Source organism: Bartonella sp. AR 15-3 (genome assembly GCF_002022445.1).
Taxonomy (GTDB): domain Bacteria; phylum Pseudomonadota; class Alphaproteobacteria; order Rhizobiales; family Rhizobiaceae; genus Bartonella.
On record NZ_MUYE01000001.1, the window covers coordinates 677,154 to 701,100 of the forward strand.

The window sequence follows — 23,947 nt, forward strand, 5'->3', positions numbered from 1 at the left end:
AGTCTCCGGCAAAACAATTTCGATAATAGTTTGGATAACCAAACCAACGAATCTTAAATCACGAATCCTACTGTATTGAGGAATAAAGACTTTTTACTTATAAAAAGCATAAACGCATAGTATGCGATAAATCTTTTAAAGACAACTTAATATGAATTATCAATAATTTTACCAATACTAGATAGTTACATCACCTAAGAATCTTAATATATTCTTTTATGTTGATATTATGCTTTTGGCAAGTGATAATGTAATTTCTGAATAATACAATATAATCACTGTCTTAAATTTGATTTTTTTGATATTTTGTGGCTAAAAGATTCAATGCTTAAATTTAAAAAATAATATATACTTTAAAATTAATAGAAAATACAAAAAAAGCATTTCACTTATGATTAAAAGATTCTTTAATAAAAAGCCAAAAATTGGTTATAGAAATGTTTTTTTGCATCTTATATGCTATTTACTACTTTTTTTAATGTATCAGCCTCATATTCAAGCTGCTAACGCATTAAAATTTATTAATTTGCAAACCGTTAATGTTAATTCGTCTACACGTATTATTGCACTTTTTAATGCTGAACCAAATTTTTATTTAGAGATTTTAAATACGCCTACGCGTCTGGTTATTAATTTACCTATAGTTGATTTTTCAGCACAAGATAAATCTCTAAACAAAAAAAATATTTTGTCAGATATGCTATTAGATGTACATTATGATTTTTCTGATATGCGAGATTCACGTATTATTCTTACAAGCAAAACTGCCTTTTCTATAAAAAATAGTAGAGTAGAAAAATTAGATAATGGTTTATGGCAAATATTAATTGATATTACTCAAAGTTCAGAGAAAGCTTTTAACGAATCACTACAAACTCAAGAAACAATTTATCGTGATATAAAAAAACGAATAAGTTCAGAAAGTCATTTTCGCGTTGTTCTTGATCCTGGTCATGGCGGAATTGATAGTGGAGCAAAAGGTTTTACTGGAGTTTTAGAAAAAAATATAACGCTTGTTTTTGCTCGTGCATTACGGGAGGAATTAAAAAAAGACTCTAATATTCAGATTATCTTAACACGTGACTCTGACGAATTTTTAAGGTTAAGCGAAAGAGTCAAAAAAACACAAGATTTTGACGCTGATCTTTTTATATCCATTCATGCAGATAGCATTAATATTCCTTCTCTTCGTGGTGTTACAGTATATACTCTCTCTGATAAAGCCTCTGACGCTATTGCAAAGTCTTTAGCTGATCATGAAAATAAAGTAGATTTTCTTGATGGATTAATAGCAGAAGAAGCAGCTGAAGTTACAGATATTTTAATTGATCTTATTCGACGTGAAACTCAGATATTCTCAGTTGATTTTGCTAATCGTGTTATTTTAAATTTATCGAAAAATAAAATCAATTTGATAAATAAACCTCATCGATATGCTGATTTTTTAGTTTTAAAAGCTTCATATATCCCTTCTATTTTGATAGAGATAGGTTATTTATCTAATAAAGAAGATGAACAATTACTAAATGATTCCCAATGGAGAAAAAAAATGGTTACTGCTATCGCTAACTCTATTCGCCAATTTGCAGCAGATCGGCAGAAAACTACACAATCTCTTTAAGTATATAGGGTGATAGAGTGAATAATATTAATATCTTATATGAAAACAAATAATAGTCTTATATTTGTCTCAATATTGGTAAAAATTACACTTTATTAGCGGTAAATTAAAGTATGTTCCGTCTGATAAATTTAAAAGAGAGTGATACCCATTTCAATGATAATTTTTTTTAGATGTTTTTTGAGTTTTTCTAAAGTTATTGCGCTTTGTGGAATAATGATGTGGGTAATAATGACTCCTAATCAAGCTAAAGAGCTTCCTGATTATGAGGTGCTTTCATTATATGAGCCACCTGTGATGACTCGTGTTCATGCTGCGACTGGTCATCTTATGGCCGAATTTGCTAACAAATATCGCCTTTATTTACCTATCAAAACAATACCGAGAATTCTTAAAGAAGCTTTTATTGCAGCTGAAGATAAAAATTTTTATCATCATTTTGGCTTAGATCCTGCTGGGCTTTTTAGAGCTCTAATCAAAAACATTATGAATATTGGTTCTGGCCAACGTCCGCAAGGAGCTTCAACTATTACACAGCAGGTTGCTAAAAACTTTTTTTTAAGCTCAGATGCAACATTTGAGCGTAAATTAAAAGAAGCCATCTTAGCAATGCGTATTGAAAAAACTTATTCAAAAGATCATATTCTTGAACTTTATCTCAATGAAATTTACCTTGGTCGTGGTACTTATGGTGTTGCGGCAGCATCATTGACCTATTTTAATAAGCCTGTGAGTGAACTTACTTTAGAAGAATGTGCTTATTTGGCGGCTCTTCCTAAAGGTCCAGCAAATTACGATCCATTCAAGCATATACAGCGCGCCATTGAACGGAGAAATTGGGTTATAGATAGAATGGTTGCAAATGGATATGTAACGCCAGAACGAGGTGAGAAAGCTAAAGAAAAGCCTTTGGGAACAGTGATACGCGGTCGTGATAGCTATGTTTTTGCTGCTGATTATTTTACCGAAGAAATACGCCGTCATTTAATGAATCTCTATGGAACCAAAACACTTTATGAAGGTGGGCTTTCAGTTCGTGCAACACTTGATCCAAATTTTCAACTTATTGCACAACGTTCTTTGAGAAATGGTTTAATTAGATTTGATCATTTGCAAGGATGGCGTGGGCCTTATAAACATATCAATATCCAAGATAATTGGGATATTGTACTCAAAGGTATTGCTAGATTAAGTGATGTACCTGAATGGCGTTTAGCGGTTGTTCTTTCTACTGACATTAATACAGTAAAAATTGGTTTACAGCCACAGCATCAAAATTCAGGTTTATTATCACAAAAAAAAGAAATTGCTACATTATCCGAATCTGAATCAAAATGGGCACTGAGTGTTATTGACAAAAATGGTAATCGGAAAACTGTTCAGAGTTTATCGAGTGTCTTGCAGGTTGGAGATGTTATTTTTGTCGAAAAAATATCAAATAGTAATAATACTTATCGTTTACAACAAATCCCAAAAATTGAAGGGGCTATTGTTGCTATGGAACCTCATACAGGACGTGTTCTTGCAATGGTAGGGGGGTTTTCCTTTTCTGAATCTCAATTTAATCGTGCAACGCAAGCTTATCGCCAAACAGGTTCTGCTTTTAAGCCCTTTGTTTTTGCCGCAGCGCTTGACAATGGATATACACCAGCATCAGTAATTTTAGATGGTCCCGTTGAAGTACGTCAAACTAATGGGCAAATCTGGCGACCTAAAAATTATGGTGGTACATTTGCAGGACCTTCTACATTACGTTATGGAATTGAACACTCTCGTAATCTTATGACTGTGCGGCTTGCCAATGATATGGGCATGTCTATTGTTGCTGAGTATGCAGAACGTTTTGGTCTTACAGATAAATTGCAACCTTATCTTCCCATGGCTTTAGGAGCTGGAGAAACAACACTTTTAAAGATGGTAACAGCTTATTCAGTTATTGCTAATGGTGGACGTTCTATTAAACCTTCTCTTATAGATCGAATTCAAGATCGTTACGGCAGAACTATTTACCGTCACGATAACCGTCTATGTGAGAATTGTAATGTTCAATCGTGGGATAATCAAAGCGAACCGACATTAATCGATGAACGAGATCAAGTTCTTGATTCTATGACAGCTTATCAAATTACATCTATGATGGAAGGAGCTGTTCAACGTGGGACAGCTGCACGTTTACGTTATCTTAATCGGCATATCGCTGGTAAAACGGGTACAACCAATAATTCTAAGGATATATGGTTCGTAGGATTTACACCTAACCTTGTTGTTGGTGTTTTCATGGGATATGATCAACCAGCTTCATTGGGATATAACGAAACAGGAAGTTCATTAGGAGTACCAGTCTTTGGTGAATTTATACAAGCTGCTCTGCAAGGCAAACCAGACGTGCCGTTTAAAGTGCCAGAAGATATGATTTTAATGCCAATTAATCGCAAAACAGGTATGCTTGCTCAAGCAGGAGATAACGATGTTATCATAGAAGCATTTAAACCAGGAACTGGTCCTGCTGATATATATCAAGTGATTGGTGGAACAGACTTTTTTCAAGAAGGGGTTCCAGCCGTCACTACTTCTCCACAAGTTAATAAAGCTCTTCAAGATGGTAGCGGTGGATTATATTGATTTGAAAAAAATTCTTTTGATAGGCTAACAGATATGAATAATATTCGCCGTGTTGTTCATAATTGAGATGTAATAAATAACTTTGTAAAATTATTAGAATAAAAAATTCAAAAAAATTATTATTTTAAAAATAATGACTAAGGTATTAAATTATGAGAGCAGAAATAGAAACATTAGTTGATGAAATTCAGCAGGCGATTAGTTTGCTAAGGAGGCATCTTTAACTGGGAGGAGTCACTAAAACGCCTTGAGTATCTCAATCAAAAGGCAGAAGATCCGTTGCTTTGGAATGATGCTCAAAAAGCACAAGATATGATGCGTGAACGTCAAAATCTCGAAGACTCGATGAATAGCACTCAGTTGTTTGCACAAAGGCTTGAGGAATGTATTGAGCTAATAGCAATGGGTGAAGAAGAAAATGACGTAGGAATTATCGCTGAAACTGAAAATACAATACGTCAACTTAAAAGCGAAATAGACAAGCGACAAATTGAGATGCTTCTTTCAGGAGAAGCAGATTCAAACGATACTTATTTAGAGATCCATGCTGGAGCAGGGGGAACAGAAAGCCAAGATTGGGCCTCTATGCTTTTGCGTATGTATACTCGTTGGGCTGAACAGCATAAAATGAAAGTTGAAGTACTAGAAACTCATGATGGTGAAGAAGCAGGTATAAAATCAGCTACTATTCTTGTAAAAGGACATAATGCTTACGGTTTGTTAAAGACTGAATCAGGTGTTCATCGTTTAGTTCGTATTTCGCCATATGACTCAAATTCAAAACGACATACCTCTTTTGCAAGTATTTGGGTTTATCCGGTTGTTGATGAAAATATTGAAGTTGACCTTTCAGAAGCAGATGTTCGTATTGATACGTATCGTGCATCAGGAGCTGGAGGCCAACATGTTAATACTACAGATTCCGCAGTACGTATTACGCATATAAAAACTGGTATTGTTGTTCAATGTCAAACAGAACGCTCTCAACACAAAAATAGAGCAACAGCTTGGTCAATGTTACGCGCACGCCTTTATGAAGAAGAACTTAAAAAACGAGAAGAAGAAACTAACGCAGTTGAGGCGTCTAAAACAGAAATTGGCTGGGGACATCAAATTAGATCTTATGTTCTTCAACCCTATCAGCTTGTTAAAGATTCGCGTACAGGACTTGAAAATACTGATCCACAAACTGTACTCAATGGTGATTTAGATGCATTCATAGAAGCCGCACTTGCTCAACGCGTTCACGGGAAACAAGAGTTGAGAGATATTAATTAATTATGTAGCATTATCCTACAGCACACAGAGCACATGCGGCGGCTAAAACATTTTCAGCGTGTCCGGATACACAAACTTTACGCCATTCTTCAGCGATTTTTCCAGTTGAATCAATTAGAAAAGTACTCCGTTCAACACCCATATATTTACGTCCATACATGCTTTTTTCAACCCAAACGCCGTAAGCATCAAGTGTAGTTTTTTCTTCATCTGAAATAAGGATAATATCAAGTTTATGTTTTATTTTAAATTTATCATGTTTAGCAATATTATCTGGAGACATACCAATGATCGTGACTCCGATTTCATTAAATTTTTCTTTTAATCGGGTAAAATCGATCGCTTCATTTGTGCATCCACTTGTGTCATCTTTTGGATAAAAATATAAAACAACTGGTTTTCCTTTAAAATCAGAAAGGCTTAATTGCCCTCCACCATCACGCGGTAAATTAAAATTAGGAGCGGTATCACCTTTCATTAGTCTTGTCATTACATTATCTCTCTTTGTTATGTAAAATCATTGCATAAGATATGAATGTATAGCAAAAAATTATTCAATTATAGGATAGATTCCTCAGAAAACTTTTCTCTATCATAATATAGTGTACTAATATAACTAAAATAATTATAAATGATTATATTGGTTTAATTAAAACATGTTTTTTCTTACCAAAAGACAGCTTAATTACTTCATTTGCATTGACATCTTTTTCAACAATAAGATGCTTTTCATCTTCAATAATTTGATCATTTACACGTACACCACCGCCTTGGATATATCGACGTGCCTCACTATTTGATCTAGCGAGCCCTGCTTTTACTAAAAGAGTAAGCACTCCAATGCCTGCTTTTAATTCTGTAGCATTGATTTTAATATTGGGAAGATTTTCTCCAAACATTTTTTCTTCAAAGGTCTTACATGCGGTTTCTAAAGCTTCATTTGCGAGAGTGCGACCATGTAGCATTGCAGTAACTTCTGTTGCTAGAATCTTTTTTGCTTCATTAATTTCAGCACTTTTTAATGCAGAGAGTTTAGCGATCTCGGTCATTGGTAATGTAGTATAAAGCTTTAAAAATCGTGTAACATCAAGATCTTCTGTATTACGCCAATATTGCCAAAATTCATAAGGAGAAAACATATCTGCATTGAGCCATATAGCACCATTGAGTGACTTACCCATTTTGGCACCAGAAGAAGTTGTAAGTAATGGTGAAGTTAATGCGTATAATTGGGGTGTTCCTAAGCGATGTCCTAATTCAATACCATTTACAATATTACCCCATTGGTCAGAACCACCCATTTGTACCCGTAAGCCATAACGCTTATTAAGCTCTACGAAATCATAAGCTTGCAGAATCATATAATTGAATTCAAGAAATGATAAAGAATGTTCACGTTCGAGTCTTAGTCGAACAGAATCAAATGATAACATGCGATTAATTGAAAAATATTTTCCTACATTGCGTAAAAATTCTAGATAGTTTAAATGGCATAGCCATTCAGCATTATTCACAATACATGCATCAGTTTTTTTATTACCGAATGTTAAGTAATTCGTAAATATTTTTTTAATGCTCATGATATTTTCAATAATATCATTGTGTGTTAAAAGACGCCGAGCTTCGTCTTTAAAGGAAGGATCACCAATTAAGCCTGTTCCACCACCCATTAATATAATAGGGCGGTGACCAGTTTTCTGCAACCAATGAAGCATCATAATTTGAAGAAGGCTTCCAGCATGTAGGCTCGAAGCTGTTGGATCAAACCCAATATAAGCAGTTACGGTTTCCTTTAAAAAAAGGTCATCTAAGCCTTTTTCATCTGAAATTTGATGAATGAAACCCCGTTCGCTTATAGTATGCAAAAATTCAGATTTAAAAGCAAACATGAATCTCATTCCCTCTTAACTGTAATATCTGTTTATATATTATGCACTTAATACAATTTTTATTATCAAATGGTACACTTTTCACAAGAAACGAGAATTTTAGCGAATATAATGATAGATTGATAAAAAGAAAAAATATATAAAAAACAATAAATTATGTTTTTATTTTTTGTGTCCTTATCAAATTCTTATATTTTTATGCATAATACAATTGCTCGCTTTTGATAAAAAACGCCAATATACAAGCTTTTATAAAAAAATTACAATAATCGCAATTACGAGATTTACGAATAATTGTAATAATTAAAATGTATGATATTGAACTTAGAATGAATTTATAATCTTAGCTTTAGAAGATCAATAATACTAATTCATTGAATAAATTATCTATTCTTTAATATCAGAATGAGTAAAAATCTAAATAAAAATTTTCCATAAGATTTTATAAAAGGTAAGTAATAACGTGTGGTATATTCAAAGAAATATAGAATCTATCTATCATAACAGTTCTAAAAGATGTAATGAGTGCTAAGATTTTTTTATGCATCAAAAAAAAGCCTTTACGCCATATATTTATCGGATAGATTTTAGCATTACAAATTTTATGTAAAGATCATTTAGTAAAGTTTATAAAAAGTAATCTTGCTTATACATGTATTATTGATTGAGGATTTAGACAAAACTTTCTATCTTTACCAATGGTAATAAGAGCAGCTTATTGATACAATAATGTATTTAAGTTAGTAATTTGAAAATAGAGGAGAGTACAGTGAATGTTGATGAAATCAAAAAACTTGATAGTTATTTTAAAACCAAATTTCAAAATTCATCCTTACAAATAAAGGCACGACCTAAAAAGAATGATTCTTGCGAAGTCTATATAGGAGATGAATTCTTAGGTATTATTTATCGCGATGAAGAGGACAATGAAGTATCTTACAATTTTTCTATGGCTATATTAGGTATCGACTTAGATAATTGATATATGATTGTAATTAAATAGAATTTCTCTCTAATTGAATTTTTATATAAGCTTTAATTCTTTAAAACTTGTATAATTATTACGTGCGATAATAATGTGATCATGAATAGTAATTTCTAATGCGTTTGCAGCGTCTTTTAATCTATGTGTCATCGATATATCTGCTTTAGAAGGTGAAGCATTACCTGAAGGATGGTTATGAATTAAGATCAATCCTGATGCCGATAATTGCAAAGCTCGAGAAATTACTTCGCGAGGATAAACAGGGGTATGATCAATAGTTCCAGTTTGTTGTACTTCATCGGAAATCAAACCGTTCCTTTTGTCAAGAAATAACACACGGAATTGCTCACGCGTTTCATGAGCCATTACGGCTTTGCAGTAAGCTAATACTTTATCCCATGAAGAAAAAATATCACGCTTATACAATTGTGCACGAGCAAGGCGTCCTGCTACATCTGAAATAATTTTTAGATCGATAGCAGTAGCTGGACCACATCCTTCAATTTCTTGAAGTCGATGAATATCTGCTGTCAACACATCGGCTAATGAACCAAAATTCGCTAATAAATTTTTAGCTATTGGTTTTATATCAGCTCGAAGAATAGTACGAGAAAGTAATAGTTCAAGATATTCATAATCTTCAATCGCGTTACCCTTTGTTTTTAAATAGCGTTTACGAAGACGTTCACGATGTCCTTGATAATGTCTATATACTTTTGAATTTTTCTTAATTTTTTTATTATTCCTTTGTGGTACTGGATGAGCTGGAACAGTTGATGTTAGTTCAAAAGAACTATTTTCGGCGACTCCATTTTTATTAGTCTTTTTTGCCATGATATTTCTACATTTACTTAATTACATGAATTTAAAGTATAAAAAATATTTTTAGGAGACTGAGTGAATATTTCACATCCTTCACTTATTACGCCAATTGTATGTTCGTATTGTGCCGTCAGAGAGCGATCCCGGGTAACAGCAGTCCAACCATCCGATAAAACCTTAATTTGTGGTTTGCCAAGATTAATCATAGGCTCGATAGTAAATATCATGCCTTGTTTAAGCTCTGCACCTTCGCCTGGTTTTCCATAATGTAAAATATTTGGTGCATCATGAAAAAGTTGACCAATTCCATGCCCACAAAAATCTCTTACAACGGAGCAGCGTTCCGATTCTGCATAATGTTGAATAGCAGCACCAATATCACCTGTCGTTGCTCCAGGTTTGACTGCAGCAATTCCTCTCATGAGGCTTTCATGAGTTATCTGTAATAAGCGTTCTGCAGCACGCTTGATTTTTCCAACAGGATACATACGGCTTGAGTCTCCATGCCAACCATTGAGAATAAATGTCACGTCAATATTAACAATATCACCTTCTTGTAAGGGTTTTTCATTTGGTATTCCATGGCAAACAACATGATTGATAGATGTACAACACGAATGACCATACCCATGATAATTCAGATCAGCGGGCAAAGCATTTCGCTCAGCTCCAAAAACAAAAACGAAATCATCAATTTCTTGTGTTGTAACACCTGGCCTAATAATGTCGCTGAGTGCATCAAGACATTCTGCTGCAATTCGACCAACTTTACGCATTTGAGAAAAAGCATAATCATCGAAAATACGGATTTGACCATTAAATTTTAAAGGAGCTTTATTATATTCAATATAACTAACCATTTTTTTTATTATTTTCTATCTTTACTTGATGAATCGGAAAAATACCTTCGACACTTACGTGGCATTTTATAGCATAAAATTCTACCCCTGATTTTAGTGCTAAATCAAATTTACATCCATAAATGGGATCAAGATCATGGCAAATTTTAAAAGCGGAACAGTCCTCTCGTTGAATTACATATAACATGGCAGCTCGTTTTCCTTGTTGCACAATTTTTATCAGTTCTTCAAGATGGCGTGCACCACGTTTTGTTATGGTATCAGGAAATTCTGCTAATTGCTTTTGGCGAATAAAATGGACATTTTTTACTTCTAAATAACACTCAGACAAATCGTTATTGCGTAAGAGAAAATCAATACGTGATTGGCCGTAGCGTTGTTCTTTCAAAATTGTTTTATAATCACTAAATTCGTGCAATATCCCATCTTGAATTGCTTCCAAAGCAAGTTTATTTGCTAAAGTTGCATTAATACCAACTAAGGTATTATCTGTTTCAACAATTTCTAAGCGATACGGATATTTCCGTTTTGGATCATCACTATAGGAAAGCCAAACATTAGAATCAGGAGTTGTTAATCCAAGCATCGAGCCAGTATTAGGAACAGAAACCGTAAAGATGTGTTGGTCATTCTTTTTAACATCAGCAAGAAAGCGTTTATAACGACAAATAAGTTTTGCAGGATGAAGTTTGGAAACAAAGAACATACGACCTTATTAAAATATATGATTTTTTAATTCAACTCGGATCATAATAAAGAGTTATACTAACTTTAGCTTAGCGCTTAAATAGCGTCTTTATAATTATTGTTATAAATATTTTAGTTATTTTTCTTTCAAAGCTCATTATTCTATTGACTATTCAATCAATAGAAGCATCATTTGCAAAGATAAATTAGTTATGGCTGTCCTCAATAAGGTTATTTTATGAAATATTCATTTAAAAAGTTGCGTTTTAAAAAATTAATAATGAAGGCATAATTTATGAAAACTGGTGAAGTAAATGGCCGGAACAAATAGAAAATGTCAAAATGTAATGAATGGCCCAATTATTGTTTTAGTTGAGCCACAATTATCAGAAAATATTGGTATGGTAGCAAGAGCGATGGCCAATTTTGGTTTATCAAAACTTCGACTTGTTAAACCGCGAGAAATATTTCCAAATGAAAAAGTTCAGGCTACAGCCAGCAAAGCAGATCATATCATTAATGATACACTAATATTCGATACATTATGCGATGCAATTGCGGATTTAAATTATGTTTATGCGACGACAGCACGTGAAAGATGTGGTTTTAAAACTGTTAAAAGTGCTGTAGAAGCTGCAAATATTTTGCGTTATTATGAGAATATTGGTCATAAAACAGGTATTTTATTTGGAAGAGAAAGGTGGGGATTGAAGAATAATGAAATTAGCCTTGCTGATGAGATTATTACTTTTCCAGTTAATCCTGCTTTCGCATCACTTAATATAGCGCAAGCCGTTTTGTTAATAGCTTACGAATGGATGAAATCAGGCTTGGAAGATTTGAGTGATACGGCTTTTCGTGCAATAAAGTTAAAACCAGCCGATAAAGCAACACTTCATGGTTTTTTATCACAGTTGGAAGATGCTTTAGATGTTCGTGGATATTTTAGACCTCAAGAGCGTAAAGAAGTAATGGTTACAAATATACGCTCTGTTTTTACACGCGCAAATTTTAGCGAGTCTGAAATTCAGCTCTTACGAGGTGTTATATCTTCACTGGATCATTTTTCGCCTAAATTTCCGCGGGGTAGTGGAGCCCCCGAAGGGCGTGATCGCAAAAAATTAAAAAAAATGTGAATACTTAAAAAAATGTGAATACTTAATGAGTGAACAACCTCTTCTTTTCTTTGATAGTGGTATTGGTGGACTAACAATACTAAGAGAAGTACGCCTTTTTGTTTCCGAGTACCAATTTATTTATGTTGCTGATGATGCAGGATTTCCCTATGGTATCTGGGAAGAGGAGATGTTAAGACACCGTATTTTAAAGATTTTTACATATCTTCTAGAACTTTATAATCCTGCTTTATGTGTGATTGCTTGCAATACAGCTTCTACATTAATGATAGAAGATTTACGACGCGAATTTCCTAATATTCATTTTGTAGGAACTGTTCCTGCAATTAAATTAGCTGCTGAACAAACAAAATCTGGTGTTATTTCAGTATTAGCAACTCCTGGCACAGTTAAACGTGCATATACACATGAATTAATCAATTCTTTTGCTGGTCAATGTTATGTACAGCTTGTAGGAAGTGAAAAGCTAGCAGGATTTGCTGAGAATTATTTACGTGGTTATCCTATCAATTATGAAGAATTACGCCATGAAATTTTGCCATGCTTTATTGAGAAAAATGGCAAATTAACTGATATTATTGTCTTAGCTTGCACACATTATCCTTTTTTGATCAACTTATTTCGTGAACAAGCTTTATGGCCGGTTGATTGGATCGATCCAGCAAAAGCTATAGCTAAACACATAAGATCATTATTACCAATGAAAATCCAAAACAAGAATATGAAGGAATATACAGATTTCACTTTGTTTACATCACAAAATATAAGCCCTTCAACTGAAAATTTATTGCAAAAGTTTCACTTAAAAATAATGAAGGGAGTTGACTTTAAATTGTAAGATAAGTAGAAGTTAAGATGTTTTTTCTGAGAAAGATCATTAATTGACGTGTCCCGTGGGTAATTTGCAGTTGATGCAGGTGTTGTCCTGTCGGTTTTCTTTTTTGAAAACAGAGGAGGGCGCGTTTCCTTAAGATCTAATTTTTGATCTTATTTTTATTTAAAGGAAATGCGATGAGTAAACGCGAAACAACAAAACATAAAATTGACCGCCGTATGGGAGAAAATATCTGGGGGCGCCCAAAATCTCCAGTTAATCGCCGCGAATATGGTCCTGGACAACATGGTCAGCGCCGTAAAGGGAAACTTTCTGATTATGGAATCCAGTTGCGCGCTAAGCAAAAATTAAAAGGGTTTTATGGCGATATTTCAGAAAAGCAATTTCGCAAAACTTATGAAGAGGCTGCTCGTCGTCGTGGTGATACAGGTGAAAATCTTATAGGTCTTTTAGAGTCGCGTTTGGATGCTATTGTTTATCGTGCAAAGTTTGTGCCTACCATTTTTGCTTCTCGTCAATTTATTAATCATGGTCATGTTAATGTCAATGGTCGGCGTACAAATATTCAGTCATACCGTTGTAAACCAGGTGATGTGATTGAGGTCCGTGAAAAATCAAAACAACTTGTCTTAGTTTTGGAAGCTGTACAATTAGCTGAGCGTGATGTGCCTGAATATATTAATGTAGATCATAACAAGATGATAGCAACCTTTATCCGTATACCTGCTTTTGCAGATGTTCCGTATGCTGTTCATATGGAACCTAATTTGGTTGTTGAGTTTTATTCTCGTTAGCTTTTTATACAGAGATCATTGTTTTAATTTTCTCTATATATCAAAATTATTATGCTATAGCAGTGTTCTTGATAATAGCAACGGATGGTGTCTATTATTATTCTCTATAGCAATGCATTTTGATGATTTTTTCTTGTATAATTCAAACGTACAAATTGATTAAAATAGACTTAGATTATGTGATATGTCTGCTATTGGATTATAATTTATTATTGCAGGATTAAGTCATTGTATTATACAGAGTTATGATATTATAAATTGAATTTTAATCAAATTTTGTGTGATGAAAAAAAAACATGGATACGAGTGATCCTTTGGAAGAAAAGACTGGTGATTGTCATCCGATGTTCTGGGTTGCTCCTTCAACTGTACAATTTAATAAATTACGTAAACGTCTTTTGCGCCATATAAGGCAGGCATTAGATGATTTTTCTATGCTCTCTTCAGGAAAAAAATGGCTTATTGCCTTATCAGGCGGAAAAGATTCTTATGCTTTACTAGCACTTTTGCTTGATTTAAAATGGCGTGGTCTTCTATCTATTGACATTTTAGCTTGTAATCTTGATCAAGGTCAGCCAGCTTTTCCAAAGCATATTCTTCCCGATTTTTTAAATTATTATCAGATTCCATATCGCATTGAGTATCAAGATACTTATTCAATCGTTACAGATAAATTAACACAAACACAAACATATTGTTCACTTTGTTCTCGGTTGCGACGTGGACATTTATATCGGATTGCACGTGAAGAGGGATGCTCTGCTTTGGTACTTGGTCATCATCGTGATGATGTCTTAGAGACATTCCTTATGAATTTGTTCCATGGTGGCCGACTAGCAGCTATGCCTGGAAAACTTATAAATGATGAAAAAGATCTTTTTGTTTTACGTCCTCTTATCTATGCTGCTGAAGAAGATATAGAGAAATTTTCTCAAGCGATGCAATTCCCTATCATCCCTTGTAATTTTTGTGGGAGTCAAGATGGTTTACAGCGCAATGCAATGAAAAAAATGCTCAATGATATTGAAAAAAAAATGCCAGGACGCAAAGACATCATGATCCGTGCCTTAACAAATGTTCGTCCTAGTCATTTACTTGATAAAAAACTTTTTTCTTTTAAGAGTTTGTCATAATTATAAGATGCTAGAAAATAAGTTTAAGTTGTTGATATTTTCAAATTACGTTTCCATAAAGATCATAAGAATCTGATTGCTCGATTTTAACAGTAACAAATTCACCTATACGAAGTGGTCTCCGAGATGATATGTGCACAACACCATCTATTTCTGGAGAATCATATTTACTACGACCTTTAGCGATTTTACCTTGTGTTTCATCGATAAGAACTTGAAGTCTTTTTCCAATCTTTTTCTTTAAAAGATGTGCGGAAATTTTTTGTTGTTTTGTCATAAAACGATGCCAACGTTGTTCTTTCACTTCTTCTGTAATATTTTCCAATCCAAGATCATTTGCTACAGCACCTTGCACTGCTTCATATTTGAAGCAGCCAGCACGTTCAATTTTTGCTTCCTCTAACCATTCAAGAAGCATATTAAAATCTTCATTGGTTTCTCCTGGAAAGCCAACAATAAATGTTGAACGTAACGTTAAATCCGGACAAATTTTTCGCCATCTTTCAATTCTACGGCTTATTTTTTCGACATGGGCAGGACGTTTCATATTACGTAAAACAGTTGGTGATGCATGCTGAAAAGGGATATCTAGATAAGGAAGAATTTTTCCTGCAGCCATGAGCTCAATAGCTTCATCAATATGAGGATAAGGATATAAATAGTGCATTCTCACCCAAATTCCCATTTCACCTAGTTCGCGACAGAGATCTAAAAATTTTGTTTTGATAATGCGATTTTTCCAAACACTTTCAGCGTATTTAAGATCAATCCCGTATGCGCCAGTATCTTGAGAAATAACCAAAAGTTCTTTCACACCTGCTTGTACAAGTTTTTCTGCTTCGTGAAGAACATCGCTTATAGGGCGTGAAATGAGATTACCACGTAGAGTAGGAATAATACAAAAGCTACACCGATTGGAACATCCTTCAGAAATTTTCAAATAAGCGTAATGGCGAGGTGTTAAACGAATACCTTGCGGAGGTACTAAATCTACAAAAGGATCATGAACTGGAGGTATTACTGTGTGCACTGCTCGTATAACACTTTCGTAATCTTGTGGTCCAGTAATAGCGAATACATTAGGATATGCTTGAAGAATAATATTAGGCTGAGCACCAAGGCAACCGGTTACAATAACTTTTCCATTATTTTTGATAGCTTCATCAATATTAGCTAATGATTCATTGCGAGCAGAATCAATAAAACCACAGGTATTAACAATAACCAAATCAGCTCCTTTATGTTTATTTGAGATCTCGTAACCTTCAGAACGAAGGCGTGTGATAATGCGCTCAGAATCTACAAGTGCTTTTGGACAACCGAGAGAAACAAAACTAATACGAGGCGCTACCATATAACAATTCCTGCAAATTCTTTAATGAAGCTCTCATTTGATTCATTATTTCTGCCATTTTACTACTTTTTTTAAAAAAGATTATTTATAAAACAAAATTTAAATAACTTTGTAAACTAAGTATTTAATTTCTTTTTGGGCTGAATATTTTATAAATCAAACTTACCCCTTATAATAAATAAAATTAGAAAATGATATTTTTTTTAATAAAGTGTTGACCAAATGAAGAGTCAATCGTATGTTCGATCTACTTTCTATAAGCAAGATTAACTTGTTTGGGGAGCGCGTAGCTCAGCCGGTAGAGCAACTGACTTTTAATCAGTAGGTCCAGGGTTCGAATCCCTGCGCGCTCACCATGCTTAAATAAAATCAATAGATATATATTCAGAAATTTTACTTCTACTGATTCTTTTCTAGTTTTTTGGAGGCTCTAAACTTGATTGTAGCCTTTTGAGTGATTCTTTATGCTCATTTTAACAGTTAGTGCTTTATTTATCACAGATAAATATTTTTTTTCCAATTGATTCGTATTGAATCACCACATCGCAAACCGATGTAAAGAAAAACATTAATCCAAGAAGCACATTCATTTATCACGCCCTATTGTTGTTATAGCTTCATAACGTTTATGAATGCTCTCTTGTATTGGCCAGTTTCCCAAATATATTTGAAAAAAAGAACTATATATTATCATTGGCTCAAGTTTGGTGAAGAAAATTTTAAAGCATAACAAATAAGGTGAACGTTTCTGTGAGGCCCAACATGCACAAAAGATCAACTCATAAAAATTAAAAAGACCTAAAAAACGATATTGCCCCATAATACGTTTTAGAAAAAAACGTGAAATCCTATTCCCTAACCTTTATTTTGTTATCCCGCACCTTTAAAAAACATATATAAAATCAAAATATTATAGAACGATAAAAATGCTGTGGCGGAGGGGGTGGGATTCGAACCCACGGTACAGTCTCCTGCACGCCGGTTTTCAAGACCGGTGCCTTAAACCACTCGACCACCCCTCCAAAGTAAATACGACCTTATTAAAAGAACAATATACCTTTTACAAGCTTCTTTTAAAAGGTCAATGACCTAAATTGTATTTCTAAAGATTTTAATTAAATCGTTTTGAATATTTTTATCAAAATGAATAAACATTATCGATAATAATAATATTCTAAGAAGCCAGATTGTAAACTCTGATATTTAAAAGCAGAAAAGGGGAGGAGGGCGATCACTTATTGTTTAGTTTTTTTGTTCAAACATATAAAAATTACTTTGATCAAAACAGATTACTATTTCTGTCTTTTCAGAGGTTAATATTTTATAATATTTATCATTAGAATACAGAAAAAAAGCAATGCCCTAACAAAAATATCAATTAACATGTCTGCAAGGTATAGTGAGATATAATGATAATATAAAGAAAAGAATTAGAATAAATTTTTAGTCATACATAAATATAATGTAGATAACTGAGTTTTTTCTCACCACAAAAGTTAAAAAAATAATTATTGAAAAATATTAAAATTATTTAAGAAATTGAAAACAATACTAATAATAACACCTATTATTGATCCTATTGCAACACCAATTATTATTCCAGCAGGAAGCGTTAGGCTTATACCTATTGCTACAATTGGGCCAAATCCTGGAAGAGCAATATAGCCATAATTCGCAAGAATTGCTGCAAGTGCTCCTGATAAACTACCATTAAGGCCTCCAACAAATGCTGAATCTTTAATATGATAATAAGTCCTTTTCAAAAAGTTTTTTTCATAATTGTTTGAGTTAATATCGCTATGCGCTTTAAAATTAATCATATTTTTTTCTTTCATTTTGAATATTAATTTCTCCAGAATAATCAATGGATATAAAAAAATAACAGTTTTTAAATTTTACTAAAGCACGCCAAATACCTTTATCATCTAAACGTAATCGTTTAATATTTTTAAAACCATTTTCTATAAGATGATTTTTGATTTGTGAAGCAGTGAATGAGTTTTTTCCCACTTTGCTGTTTTTTTGAAAGAAAATATATTGGGATATTTGATAACAGGGATCGTAATAAATATTTATTGGCAAAGCTATAACGGTGGGCGAGATACAAACAATCACCATAAAAAGAATAATAGTTGTTCTCAAACTTTTATTTAGTTTCATTTATGTTTGCCATCGATTAAAAAATTCTCTAAAATATTTACTTTCATATTAACTTAACCCTTTTATTCTTAATGGGTTCCCTAACATTTTATTTTCAAATCTTGTTTATCGAATAAATAAGATTATTTTCGTTTGAACAAATTTATACGAGGGTTTGTTTTAATGCGTGCGCATTTATATATACCGCTTATATATCAGCCTTTATTCATGAAAAAAACTTTTTAGGAATTTTCTAGCGACTAGAGCCTATATTAATAATGAGAAAAAATTCAAGATTTCCATTTTCATATGATAGAGCCGTGCAGGGGAGAAGAGAACGTATTTTTTTTTATTATTCAATCTTAATATTAGCTGATTCTGTTGTAAACATATTCATAATTGTTTTTAAGCTATAACCATAACCCATTCCTTCCCTCATAAATAAATTACGTAATGGTGAGCAATTACGTAACAATTCAAGCCCAATGCTACGCAAAATATGAACAGGTAGCATATTGGAGAGCAAAGTATAGCTAAGTGTATGAACAAATCCGCTTCGAGTAAAGATATCACATTTACGATGTTGATTATAATTAGCAGTGATTTCTTGAGAAATAGCAGTAGATATTTCATTAGGCATAAGATCAACCAAAGTTTGAATATCACGCATCCCTAGATTAAATCCCTGTGCACCGATAGGAGGAAAAACATGAGCTGCTTCACCAACCAAAATTACTCTTTTAGCGGCAAAGAGATTAGGAATAAGCCCTAAAAGAGGCCATGCTTGAATTTTAGTTTCTATTTTTATTTCACCAAGAATTGATTGCATTTGATTTTCAATTATTTTTGCAATTACTTCTAATTTCATGCTCAAAAGCTCTTTAGCACGAGAGGAGCTACCAATCCACACAAGACTAGATTTATTGCCTGGCAAAGGAACCTGTGTAAAAAGACCATCTTCTGTATAAAATTCAGTTGATATATTTTGATGAGGTAAATTATGTGAAAAATTGAAAACAAGTGCTATTTGTGGGTAATTCCACTGTTTAATATTAATTCCAGCTGCAGCTCTTGTCGGAGAAGAACGTCCGTCAGCAGCAACAGCAAGCGATGCTTTAATAACTTGTCTATCTTCAAGAGTGATACAAATATGATCTTTTTGATGATCAAAGTCTTTTGCTAAAGAAAAGAACCTCGTAATATTTGGTGTGTGTTTAATAGTATTGATTAAAGCGTCATTTAATTTTAAATTAGGTATATTATAACCGAAAGCTTTTTCACCAATTTCAGTGGAGTGAAAATTTACAGTAGGAGCTCGCACAATCTGAGATGTTATATCAATAATTCTAATTGAAGATAAGGCAGCTGCATAACATTTGATAGTATCCCAAATACTGAGCGTCTGCAGCATACGGATCGTAGGCATCATAATAGCAGTTGTTCGTAATTCATCTATTTTAGCAGGTGGACCAATCAGAGATACAGAATATCCTTTACGAGCAAGATTAAGCGCTGCTAACATACCGATTTGACTCGCACCAATAACAGCAATGTTCTGATGCATATTTTTTTTAGATATCACGATTGTTTAAGCCTTTTTAATATTAATCGTTACAGCATCTTCAAATAAATTATATCTTATTATATATTTAAATAAATATAAAATAATTATCTTGTACTCTTTTTAGCTATCAGTCATATGATAAATAGAGTAAGTATTTGAGAAAATAAATAAAAGCTCTAATTTAGGATAGAAAAGCCTTGAAACTTAAAACTCAAATTAATAGCGATAGATTATATCCCAAAATAGTGACAGTATTGCAAGTAAAAGCATTTTCTGTTCATTTATTAACGGCATCAGGCTCATTTTGGGCATTTCTTTCTCTAATATCTGCGTCCGAAAAAGAATGGGTCTCTATGTTTTTTTGGCTTGGACTTGCTTTTTTTGTCGATGGTATTGATGGGCCAATTGCGCGTAAATTAGACATAAAATATATACTTCCAGCATGGTCTGGTGAAATACTGGACAGTATCATTGATTATATAACTTATATTTTAATTCCAGCATTCGCGCTTTACCAAAGTGGTTTTATGAATCCTAAATTATCATTTATATCAAGCGCTATTATCGTCATTTCATCAGCTGTTTATTACGCAAATACTGGAATGAAAACTGAAGAAAATTTTTTTAAAGGATTTCCTGTAGTTTGGAATATGATGGTTTTTATGCTTTTTGTGGTAAAACCGGGGGAATGGATTGCTTTCATTATTATTTCTTTATCAGCAATTGTATCTTTTTTACCTATTTATTTTATCCATCCAGTGAGAGTTATCCGATTACGTATGCTTAATTTTTCAATTTTTCTTATATGGTGCTGTTTTGGTATAGCTGCATTTTTTTACCAGCTAAATGCTCCAAATTGGATTAAAATTGGAATTTCAATCTCTGGTCTTTACATTTATTGTATTGGTGCTGTTATGCAATTTTTTCCCAAATTAGGTGTAAAAGATAATAAAAAATAACGGAATTATTCTTATATCAGTTATCAGTTTTAATGAATTAAAGTTCCATAATATATATTATGCGATAATTTATAAAATATCCGCTACGCTTATAACACATTCGTTTCAAAGATAAGTCCTTGATAAGCTGGTTCAACGTGCGCTGGGACAGAGTTTGCAACAGCATTATAGTCAAGTGAGTTATCCATATGTGTTAATATAGCTCGTTTTGGTTTAAAATATTTTATCCAATATAATGCTTGATCAACTGAAAAATGACTTGGATGAGGTGCAAATTGGAGAGCATCAATAATTAAAACATCTAAATTCATAAGACATGACAATGTTTTTTCAGGAAACTCACTAACATCTGTACAGTAAGCAACATTACCAATACGAAAACCCAAAGAATGAGTGCCACCATGAATCTGTAAATGTGGCTGAAAAACAATAGCTCCACCCTGCCCTTGGATTTTAAACTCACTGTTTTCATATATAAGATTTTCTTTCAAAATGGGTGAATAATGTGATCCCTTTTGTGTTTGAAAACAATAACCAAAAGCTTTATTAAGGTGTTTTAACGTAAAAGCATCTGCATAAATGTCTATTAAACATTTTTGTGCGAGGGCATAGCTGCGTAAATCATCAATACCGTGAGTATGATCTGCATGGAAATGCGTATAAACAGCAGCATTAAGATGACTAATACGCGCATTAATCATTTGTGAACGAAAATCCGGACCAGTATCAATAATGACTGTCGTTTTCATTCCCGATTTATCAATTCGTTGAACTAATAAAGAAGTTCTATAACGTTTATTTTTAGGATTATTTGAATCACAAGCTCCCCAATAGCCATTAGGACGTGGCACCCCTGGTGATGAACCACAACCCAATATTGTAAAACGGTATCGATCAGACATTTTGTTTTCTATTTCATTTTACTAAACAAACGAAAGGCATTTTGCGTTGTTAGTTGTACTGTTTCTTCAATGCTTAAATTAATAGTTTTAGCAAGAACAGTCGCTATATGACACAAAAAAGATGGCTCATTTGTTTTGCCACGATAAGGAACAGGTGCTAAAAATGGAGCATCTGTTTCAATCAATAAACGCTTATGAGGAACAATTTTCGCTATTTCACGAATTTCAAGAGCATTCTTAAAAGTGAGAATACCTGAAAAAGATATATAGCCACCAAGTTCAATAGCAGTATGAGCAAGTTGCATTCCAGAAGAATAACAATGAAGAACAAATGGAAAACATTTCTCTTTTGTTTTCTCACGTAATATTTGTTCCATATCTAAATCAGCATTGCGCGAATGAATTACAAGAGGTAATTGTGTTTCTTGAGAGGCGATAATATGCTTGATAAAATTTTCCTTTTGCTCTTGAGGTAAAGAATAATTGTAATGATAATCAAGTCCAGATTCACCAAATGCAACGATTTTAGGATGCTTTGATAAATGAATAAGATTTTCAACTTTAATATTTTGTTCTTCATGTACATAATTAGGATGAGTTCCAACAGAACAAAAGACTTGATCATAAGTCTGTGTAATTTCTAAAAGCTTATCCAATTTATGAATATGCGTTGAAATCGTTATCATACGTCCAACATTAGCAGTCAGAGCCCGCTGAATAATTCCATTCAAATCTTGCGAAAAATCCTCAAAATCAAGATGACAGTGTGTATCAATTAACATCATCAATATCAGCTTTCATTAGAAATATAACGAGGAAAAATTGGCACTGGTGGTGAAAGTACAGTCTCTTCTTTAATTCTTAAATCACTAATATGATGCAATAGTCGATCCTCTTCAGCAACTGCAAGACTGTCAAGAAGTTTAGCTGCTGATTGTGGAATGAAAGGTAATAGCATGATCCCTACTCGTCGCAAAACCTCTAAGGTTATATAAAGAACTGTAGAAAATCTTTCTGGATTATTTTTACGTAAACTCCAAGGCTCTTCACTAGCAAAATAACGATTGGCATCTGCTACAACTGAAAAAATAGCTGAAAGCGCTAAATGTGGGGCCTGATCTAACATAGTTCGGCGTACAATTTCAAGTACTTGAAGAGATTGTTTCAATAACTGTTCATCTTGAATTAAAAATGCAGCTGGTGTAGGAATTTTCATATTACAATTTTTTTCAATCATAGATAAAGAACGTTGAGCTAAATTACCAAGATCATTAGCAAGATCAGCATTAATGCGATTGACAAAATTATCATGATTGTAACTACCGTCCTGCCCAAATGGTACTTCACGAAGAAAAAAATAACGTACTTGATCAAGACCATAGCGCTCAACCATTTCAAAAGGATCAACTACATTTCCAACAGACTTTGACATTTTGGCACCGCGGTTAAGTAAAAATCCGTGTGCAAAAATCCGTTTAGGTAATTCAATTCCAGCAGACATTAAAAATGCTGGCCAATAAACCGCATGAAAACGAATAATGTCTTTACCAATAATATGAATATCTGCAGGCCAAAACCTACGTTTCTTTGAATTTTCATCAAAAAAGTCAACTGCAGTAAGATAATTTGTAAGTGCATCAACCCAAACGTACATTACATGCTTTGGATTCCCTGGAACACGAATTCCCCAATCAAAAGTTGTTCGTGAAATGGAAAGGTCTTTTAAGCCTGATTTGACAAAATTTATAATTTCGTTACGTCGTTCATTAGGCCCAATAAAATCAGGATATTTTTCATAATGCTCAAGAAGTGCTTTTTCATAACGTGAAAGCCTGAAGAAATAACTTTCTTCTTCATTCCATTCAACTGGAGATCCTAACTCTTTCTCACGACGGATCCCTTCTTGATCAATTTTGGTATCTTTTTCTTCATAATAAGCTTCTTGACGAACTGAATACCAACCAGCATAACAACCAAGATAAATATCACCTTTAGCTTCCATTTTTTTCCAAAGTTCTTGACAAGCTTTATGATGCCGTTCTTCCGTTGTGCGGATAAAATCATTATTAGAGCAATTAAGCATTGCAAGCATTTTTTGAAAAACAGCACTGTTGCGATCTGCAAGTTGTTGAGGTGTCATATTTAACATCTGTGCTGTTTGTTGCATTTTTAGACCATGCTCATCCGTACCAGATAGAAAAAATACATTTTTTCCATCGGCTTTTTGGAAACGGGCCAAGGCATCGCTTACAATTGCGTTATAGGCATGTCCAATATGCGGAGCACTATTAGGATAAAAAATTGGAGTCGTTATATAGTATATGTCACGCATAATTATGCCCATTATAAAATGTAATCAAAGAATAT

The 23,947-nt window shown here is 33.3% G+C and carries 21 protein-coding genes and 2 tRNA genes; 10 read left to right on the top strand and 13 right to left on the bottom strand.

Features of this window, described 5'->3' with window-relative positions:
- Window positions 1-391: 391 nt before the first annotated feature.
- From BAR153v2_RS03090 to prfB, 3 genes are all read left to right on the top strand, one after another.
- Window positions 392-1,621 carry an N-acetylmuramoyl-L-alanine amidase gene (locus tag BAR153v2_RS03090; protein WP_078680267.1) on the top strand — a complete coding sequence of 410 codons (1,230 nt, stop codon included), beginning with the start codon at window positions 392-394 and terminating at the stop codon, window positions 1,619-1,621.
- 156 nt (window positions 1,622-1,777) lie between these two features.
- Window positions 1,778-4,243: a penicillin-binding protein 1A gene (locus BAR153v2_RS03095; protein WP_078680268.1), complete on the top strand. Its 2,466-nt coding sequence runs from the start codon at window positions 1,778-1,780 to the stop codon at window positions 4,241-4,243.
- A gap of 152 nt (window positions 4,244-4,395) precedes the next feature.
- Window positions 4,396-5,521 (top strand): peptide chain release factor 2 gene (gene prfB / locus BAR153v2_RS03100; RefSeq protein WP_143245207.1). Its coding sequence is split into 2 segments (ribosomal slippage): window positions 4,396-4,464 and window positions 4,466-5,521, totalling 1,125 coding nucleotides; the frame shifts between segments, so codons are not numbered across the junction.
- 10 nt (window positions 5,522-5,531) lie between these two features.
- Here the strand turns inward: prfB and BAR153v2_RS03105 are convergent.
- The gene (locus BAR153v2_RS03105) at window positions 5,532-6,011 is read right to left on the bottom strand and encodes a peroxiredoxin (protein ID WP_078680270.1); all 480 of its coding nucleotides are present in this window, start codon (window positions 6,009-6,011) and stop codon (window positions 5,532-5,534) included.
- A 145-nt stretch (window positions 6,012-6,156) separates the two neighbouring features.
- On the bottom strand, window positions 6,157-7,410 hold the full coding sequence (gene tyrS / locus BAR153v2_RS03110; RefSeq protein ID WP_078680271.1) for a tyrosine--tRNA ligase: 1,254 nt from the start codon (window positions 7,408-7,410) through the stop codon (window positions 6,157-6,159).
- A 769-nt stretch (window positions 7,411-8,179) separates the two neighbouring features.
- On the opposite strand from tyrS, the gene BAR153v2_RS03115 reads away from it, so the two are divergent.
- On the top strand, window positions 8,180-8,392 hold the full coding sequence (locus BAR153v2_RS03115; protein ID WP_078680272.1) for a DUF3126 family protein: 213 nt from the start codon (window positions 8,180-8,182) through the stop codon (window positions 8,390-8,392).
- A 42-nt stretch (window positions 8,393-8,434) separates the two neighbouring features.
- Here the strand turns inward: BAR153v2_RS03115 and radC are convergent, their stop codons facing one another.
- From radC to sfsA, 3 genes are read right to left on the bottom strand one after another with little or no spacing between them, the layout of a single operon-like run.
- On the bottom strand, window positions 8,435-9,229 hold the full coding sequence (gene radC, locus BAR153v2_RS03120) for a DNA repair protein RadC (RefSeq protein ID WP_078680273.1): 795 nt from the start codon (window positions 9,227-9,229) through the stop codon (window positions 8,435-8,437).
- 17 nt (window positions 9,230-9,246) lie between these two features.
- Window positions 9,247-10,077 (bottom strand): type I methionyl aminopeptidase, encoded by an 831-nt coding sequence (gene map / locus BAR153v2_RS03125; RefSeq protein ID WP_078680274.1) that lies wholly within the window; start codon window positions 10,075-10,077, stop codon window positions 9,247-9,249.
- Complete coding sequence (sfsA, locus tag BAR153v2_RS03130) at window positions 10,070-10,783, bottom strand: DNA/RNA nuclease SfsA (protein WP_078680275.1); 714 nt, start codon at window positions 10,781-10,783, stop codon at window positions 10,070-10,072. Before sfsA ends, map begins: the two co-directional genes overlap by 8 nt.
- Before the next feature lie 295 nt (window positions 10,784-11,078).
- Between sfsA and BAR153v2_RS03135 the strand changes: the two genes are divergently transcribed.
- The 4 genes from BAR153v2_RS03135 (at window position 11,079) to ttcA (ending at window position 14,662) form a co-directional block, all read left to right on the top strand.
- Window positions 11,079-11,900: an RNA methyltransferase gene (locus tag BAR153v2_RS03135; protein WP_078680276.1), complete on the top strand. Its 822-nt coding sequence runs from the start codon at window positions 11,079-11,081 to the stop codon at window positions 11,898-11,900.
- Between the two features lie 25 nt (window positions 11,901-11,925).
- Window positions 11,926-12,738, top strand: a complete 813-nt coding sequence (gene murI / locus BAR153v2_RS03140) for a glutamate racemase (RefSeq protein WP_078680277.1) — start codon at window positions 11,926-11,928, stop codon at window positions 12,736-12,738.
- A 173-nt stretch (window positions 12,739-12,911) separates the two neighbouring features.
- The gene (gene rpsD, locus BAR153v2_RS03145; protein ID WP_078680278.1) at window positions 12,912-13,529 is read left to right on the top strand and encodes a 30S ribosomal protein S4; all 618 of its coding nucleotides are present in this window, start codon (window positions 12,912-12,914) and stop codon (window positions 13,527-13,529) included.
- A gap of 296 nt (window positions 13,530-13,825) precedes the next feature.
- On the top strand, window positions 13,826-14,662 hold the full coding sequence (ttcA, locus tag BAR153v2_RS03150; protein WP_078680279.1) for a tRNA 2-thiocytidine(32) synthetase TtcA: 837 nt from the start codon (window positions 13,826-13,828) through the stop codon (window positions 14,660-14,662).
- Window positions 14,663-14,702: 40 nt separating this feature from the next.
- Here the strand turns inward: ttcA and rimO are convergent, their stop codons facing one another.
- Window positions 14,703-16,016: a 30S ribosomal protein S12 methylthiotransferase RimO gene (gene rimO, locus BAR153v2_RS03155; protein ID WP_078680280.1), complete on the bottom strand. Its 1,314-nt coding sequence runs from the start codon at window positions 16,014-16,016 to the stop codon at window positions 14,703-14,705.
- Between the two features lie 280 nt (window positions 16,017-16,296).
- Here rimO and BAR153v2_RS03160 point away from each other — a divergent pair.
- Window positions 16,297-16,372 (top strand) — tRNA-Lys (locus BAR153v2_RS03160).
- Between the two features lie 576 nt (window positions 16,373-16,948).
- Here the strand turns inward: BAR153v2_RS03160 and BAR153v2_RS03170 are convergent.
- From BAR153v2_RS03170 to BAR153v2_RS03185, 4 genes are all read right to left on the bottom strand, one after another.
- Window positions 16,949-17,038 (bottom strand) — tRNA-Ser (locus BAR153v2_RS03170).
- 486 nt (window positions 17,039-17,524) lie between these two features.
- The gene (locus BAR153v2_RS03175) at window positions 17,525-17,851 is read right to left on the bottom strand and encodes a hypothetical protein (protein ID WP_078680282.1); all 327 of its coding nucleotides are present in this window, start codon (window positions 17,849-17,851) and stop codon (window positions 17,525-17,527) included.
- Window positions 17,829-18,176 (bottom strand): hypothetical protein, encoded by a 348-nt coding sequence (locus tag BAR153v2_RS03180; RefSeq protein ID WP_078680283.1) that lies wholly within the window; start codon window positions 18,174-18,176, stop codon window positions 17,829-17,831. Before BAR153v2_RS03180 ends, BAR153v2_RS03175 begins: the two co-directional genes overlap by 23 nt.
- Before the next feature lie 331 nt (window positions 18,177-18,507).
- Complete coding sequence (locus BAR153v2_RS03185; protein WP_143245208.1) at window positions 18,508-19,737, bottom strand: UbiH/UbiF family hydroxylase; 1,230 nt, start codon at window positions 19,735-19,737, stop codon at window positions 18,508-18,510.
- A 179-nt stretch (window positions 19,738-19,916) separates the two neighbouring features.
- On the opposite strand from BAR153v2_RS03185, the gene pcsA reads away from it, so the two are divergent.
- Window positions 19,917-20,678 (top strand): phosphatidylcholine synthase, encoded by a 762-nt coding sequence (gene pcsA, locus BAR153v2_RS03190; protein WP_078680284.1) that lies wholly within the window; start codon window positions 19,917-19,919, stop codon window positions 20,676-20,678.
- Window positions 20,679-20,767: 89 nt separating this feature from the next.
- Here pcsA and BAR153v2_RS03195 read toward each other — a convergent pair whose 3' ends face one another.
- Genes BAR153v2_RS03195 through metG form a run of 3 tightly spaced genes read right to left on the bottom strand, consistent with a single transcriptional unit; the run spans window position 20,768 to window position 23,912 of the window.
- The gene (locus tag BAR153v2_RS03195) at window positions 20,768-21,580 is read right to left on the bottom strand and encodes an MBL fold metallo-hydrolase (protein WP_078680285.1); all 813 of its coding nucleotides are present in this window, start codon (window positions 21,578-21,580) and stop codon (window positions 20,768-20,770) included.
- 8 nt (window positions 21,581-21,588) lie between these two features.
- The gene (locus tag BAR153v2_RS03200; protein ID WP_078680938.1) at window positions 21,589-22,362 is read right to left on the bottom strand and encodes a TatD family hydrolase; all 774 of its coding nucleotides are present in this window, start codon (window positions 22,360-22,362) and stop codon (window positions 21,589-21,591) included.
- An 8-nt stretch (window positions 22,363-22,370) separates the two neighbouring features.
- Complete coding sequence (gene metG, locus BAR153v2_RS03205; protein ID WP_078680286.1) at window positions 22,371-23,912, bottom strand: methionine--tRNA ligase; 1,542 nt, start codon at window positions 23,910-23,912, stop codon at window positions 22,371-22,373.
- Between the last annotated feature and the right edge of the window lie 35 nt (window positions 23,913-23,947).

Excerpts from the sequence above, each read along its gene's own strand:
- BAR153v2_RS03135 (WP_078680276.1), top strand. The coding sequence starts at position 11,079 with ATGGCCGGAACAAATAGAAAATGTCAAAATGTAATGAATGGCCCAATT.
- rpsD (WP_078680278.1), top strand. The coding sequence starts at position 12,912 with ATGAGTAAACGCGAAACAACAAAACATAAAATTGACCGCCGTATGGGA.
- map (WP_078680274.1), bottom strand. The coding sequence starts at position 10,077 with ATGGTTAGTTATATTGAATATAATAAAGCTCCTTTAAAATTTAATGGT.
- BAR153v2_RS03200 (WP_078680938.1), bottom strand. The coding sequence starts at position 22,362 with ATGTTAATTGATACACACTGTCATCTTGATTTTGAGGATTTTTCGCAA.
- rimO (WP_078680280.1), bottom strand. The coding sequence starts at position 16,016 with ATGGTAGCGCCTCGTATTAGTTTTGTTTCTCTCGGTTGTCCAAAAGCA.
- BAR153v2_RS03195 (WP_078680285.1), bottom strand. The coding sequence starts at position 21,580 with ATGTCTGATCGATACCGTTTTACAATATTGGGTTGTGGTTCATCACCA.
- BAR153v2_RS03090 (WP_078680267.1), top strand. The coding sequence starts at position 392 with ATGATTAAAAGATTCTTTAATAAAAAGCCAAAAATTGGTTATAGAAAT.
- BAR153v2_RS03180 (WP_078680283.1), bottom strand. The coding sequence starts at position 18,176 with ATGAAACTAAATAAAAGTTTGAGAACAACTATTATTCTTTTTATGGTG.
- sfsA (WP_078680275.1), bottom strand. The coding sequence starts at position 10,783 with ATGTTCTTTGTTTCCAAACTTCATCCTGCAAAACTTATTTGTCGTTAT.
- BAR153v2_RS03105 (WP_078680270.1), bottom strand. The coding sequence starts at position 6,011 with ATGACAAGACTAATGAAAGGTGATACCGCTCCTAATTTTAATTTACCG.
- radC (WP_078680273.1), bottom strand. The coding sequence starts at position 9,229 with ATGGCAAAAAAGACTAATAAAAATGGAGTCGCCGAAAATAGTTCTTTT.
- BAR153v2_RS03175 (WP_078680282.1), bottom strand. The coding sequence starts at position 17,851 with ATGAAAGAAAAAAATATGATTAATTTTAAAGCGCATAGCGATATTAAC.
- metG (WP_078680286.1), bottom strand. The coding sequence starts at position 23,912 with ATGCGTGACATATACTATATAACGACTCCAATTTTTTATCCTAATAGT.
- murI (WP_078680277.1), top strand. The coding sequence starts at position 11,926 with ATGAGTGAACAACCTCTTCTTTTCTTTGATAGTGGTATTGGTGGACTA.
- BAR153v2_RS03095 (WP_078680268.1), top strand. The coding sequence starts at position 1,778 with ATGATAATTTTTTTTAGATGTTTTTTGAGTTTTTCTAAAGTTATTGCG.
- ttcA (WP_078680279.1), top strand. The coding sequence starts at position 13,826 with ATGGATACGAGTGATCCTTTGGAAGAAAAGACTGGTGATTGTCATCCG.
- tyrS (WP_078680271.1), bottom strand. The coding sequence starts at position 7,410 with ATGTTTGCTTTTAAATCTGAATTTTTGCATACTATAAGCGAACGGGGT.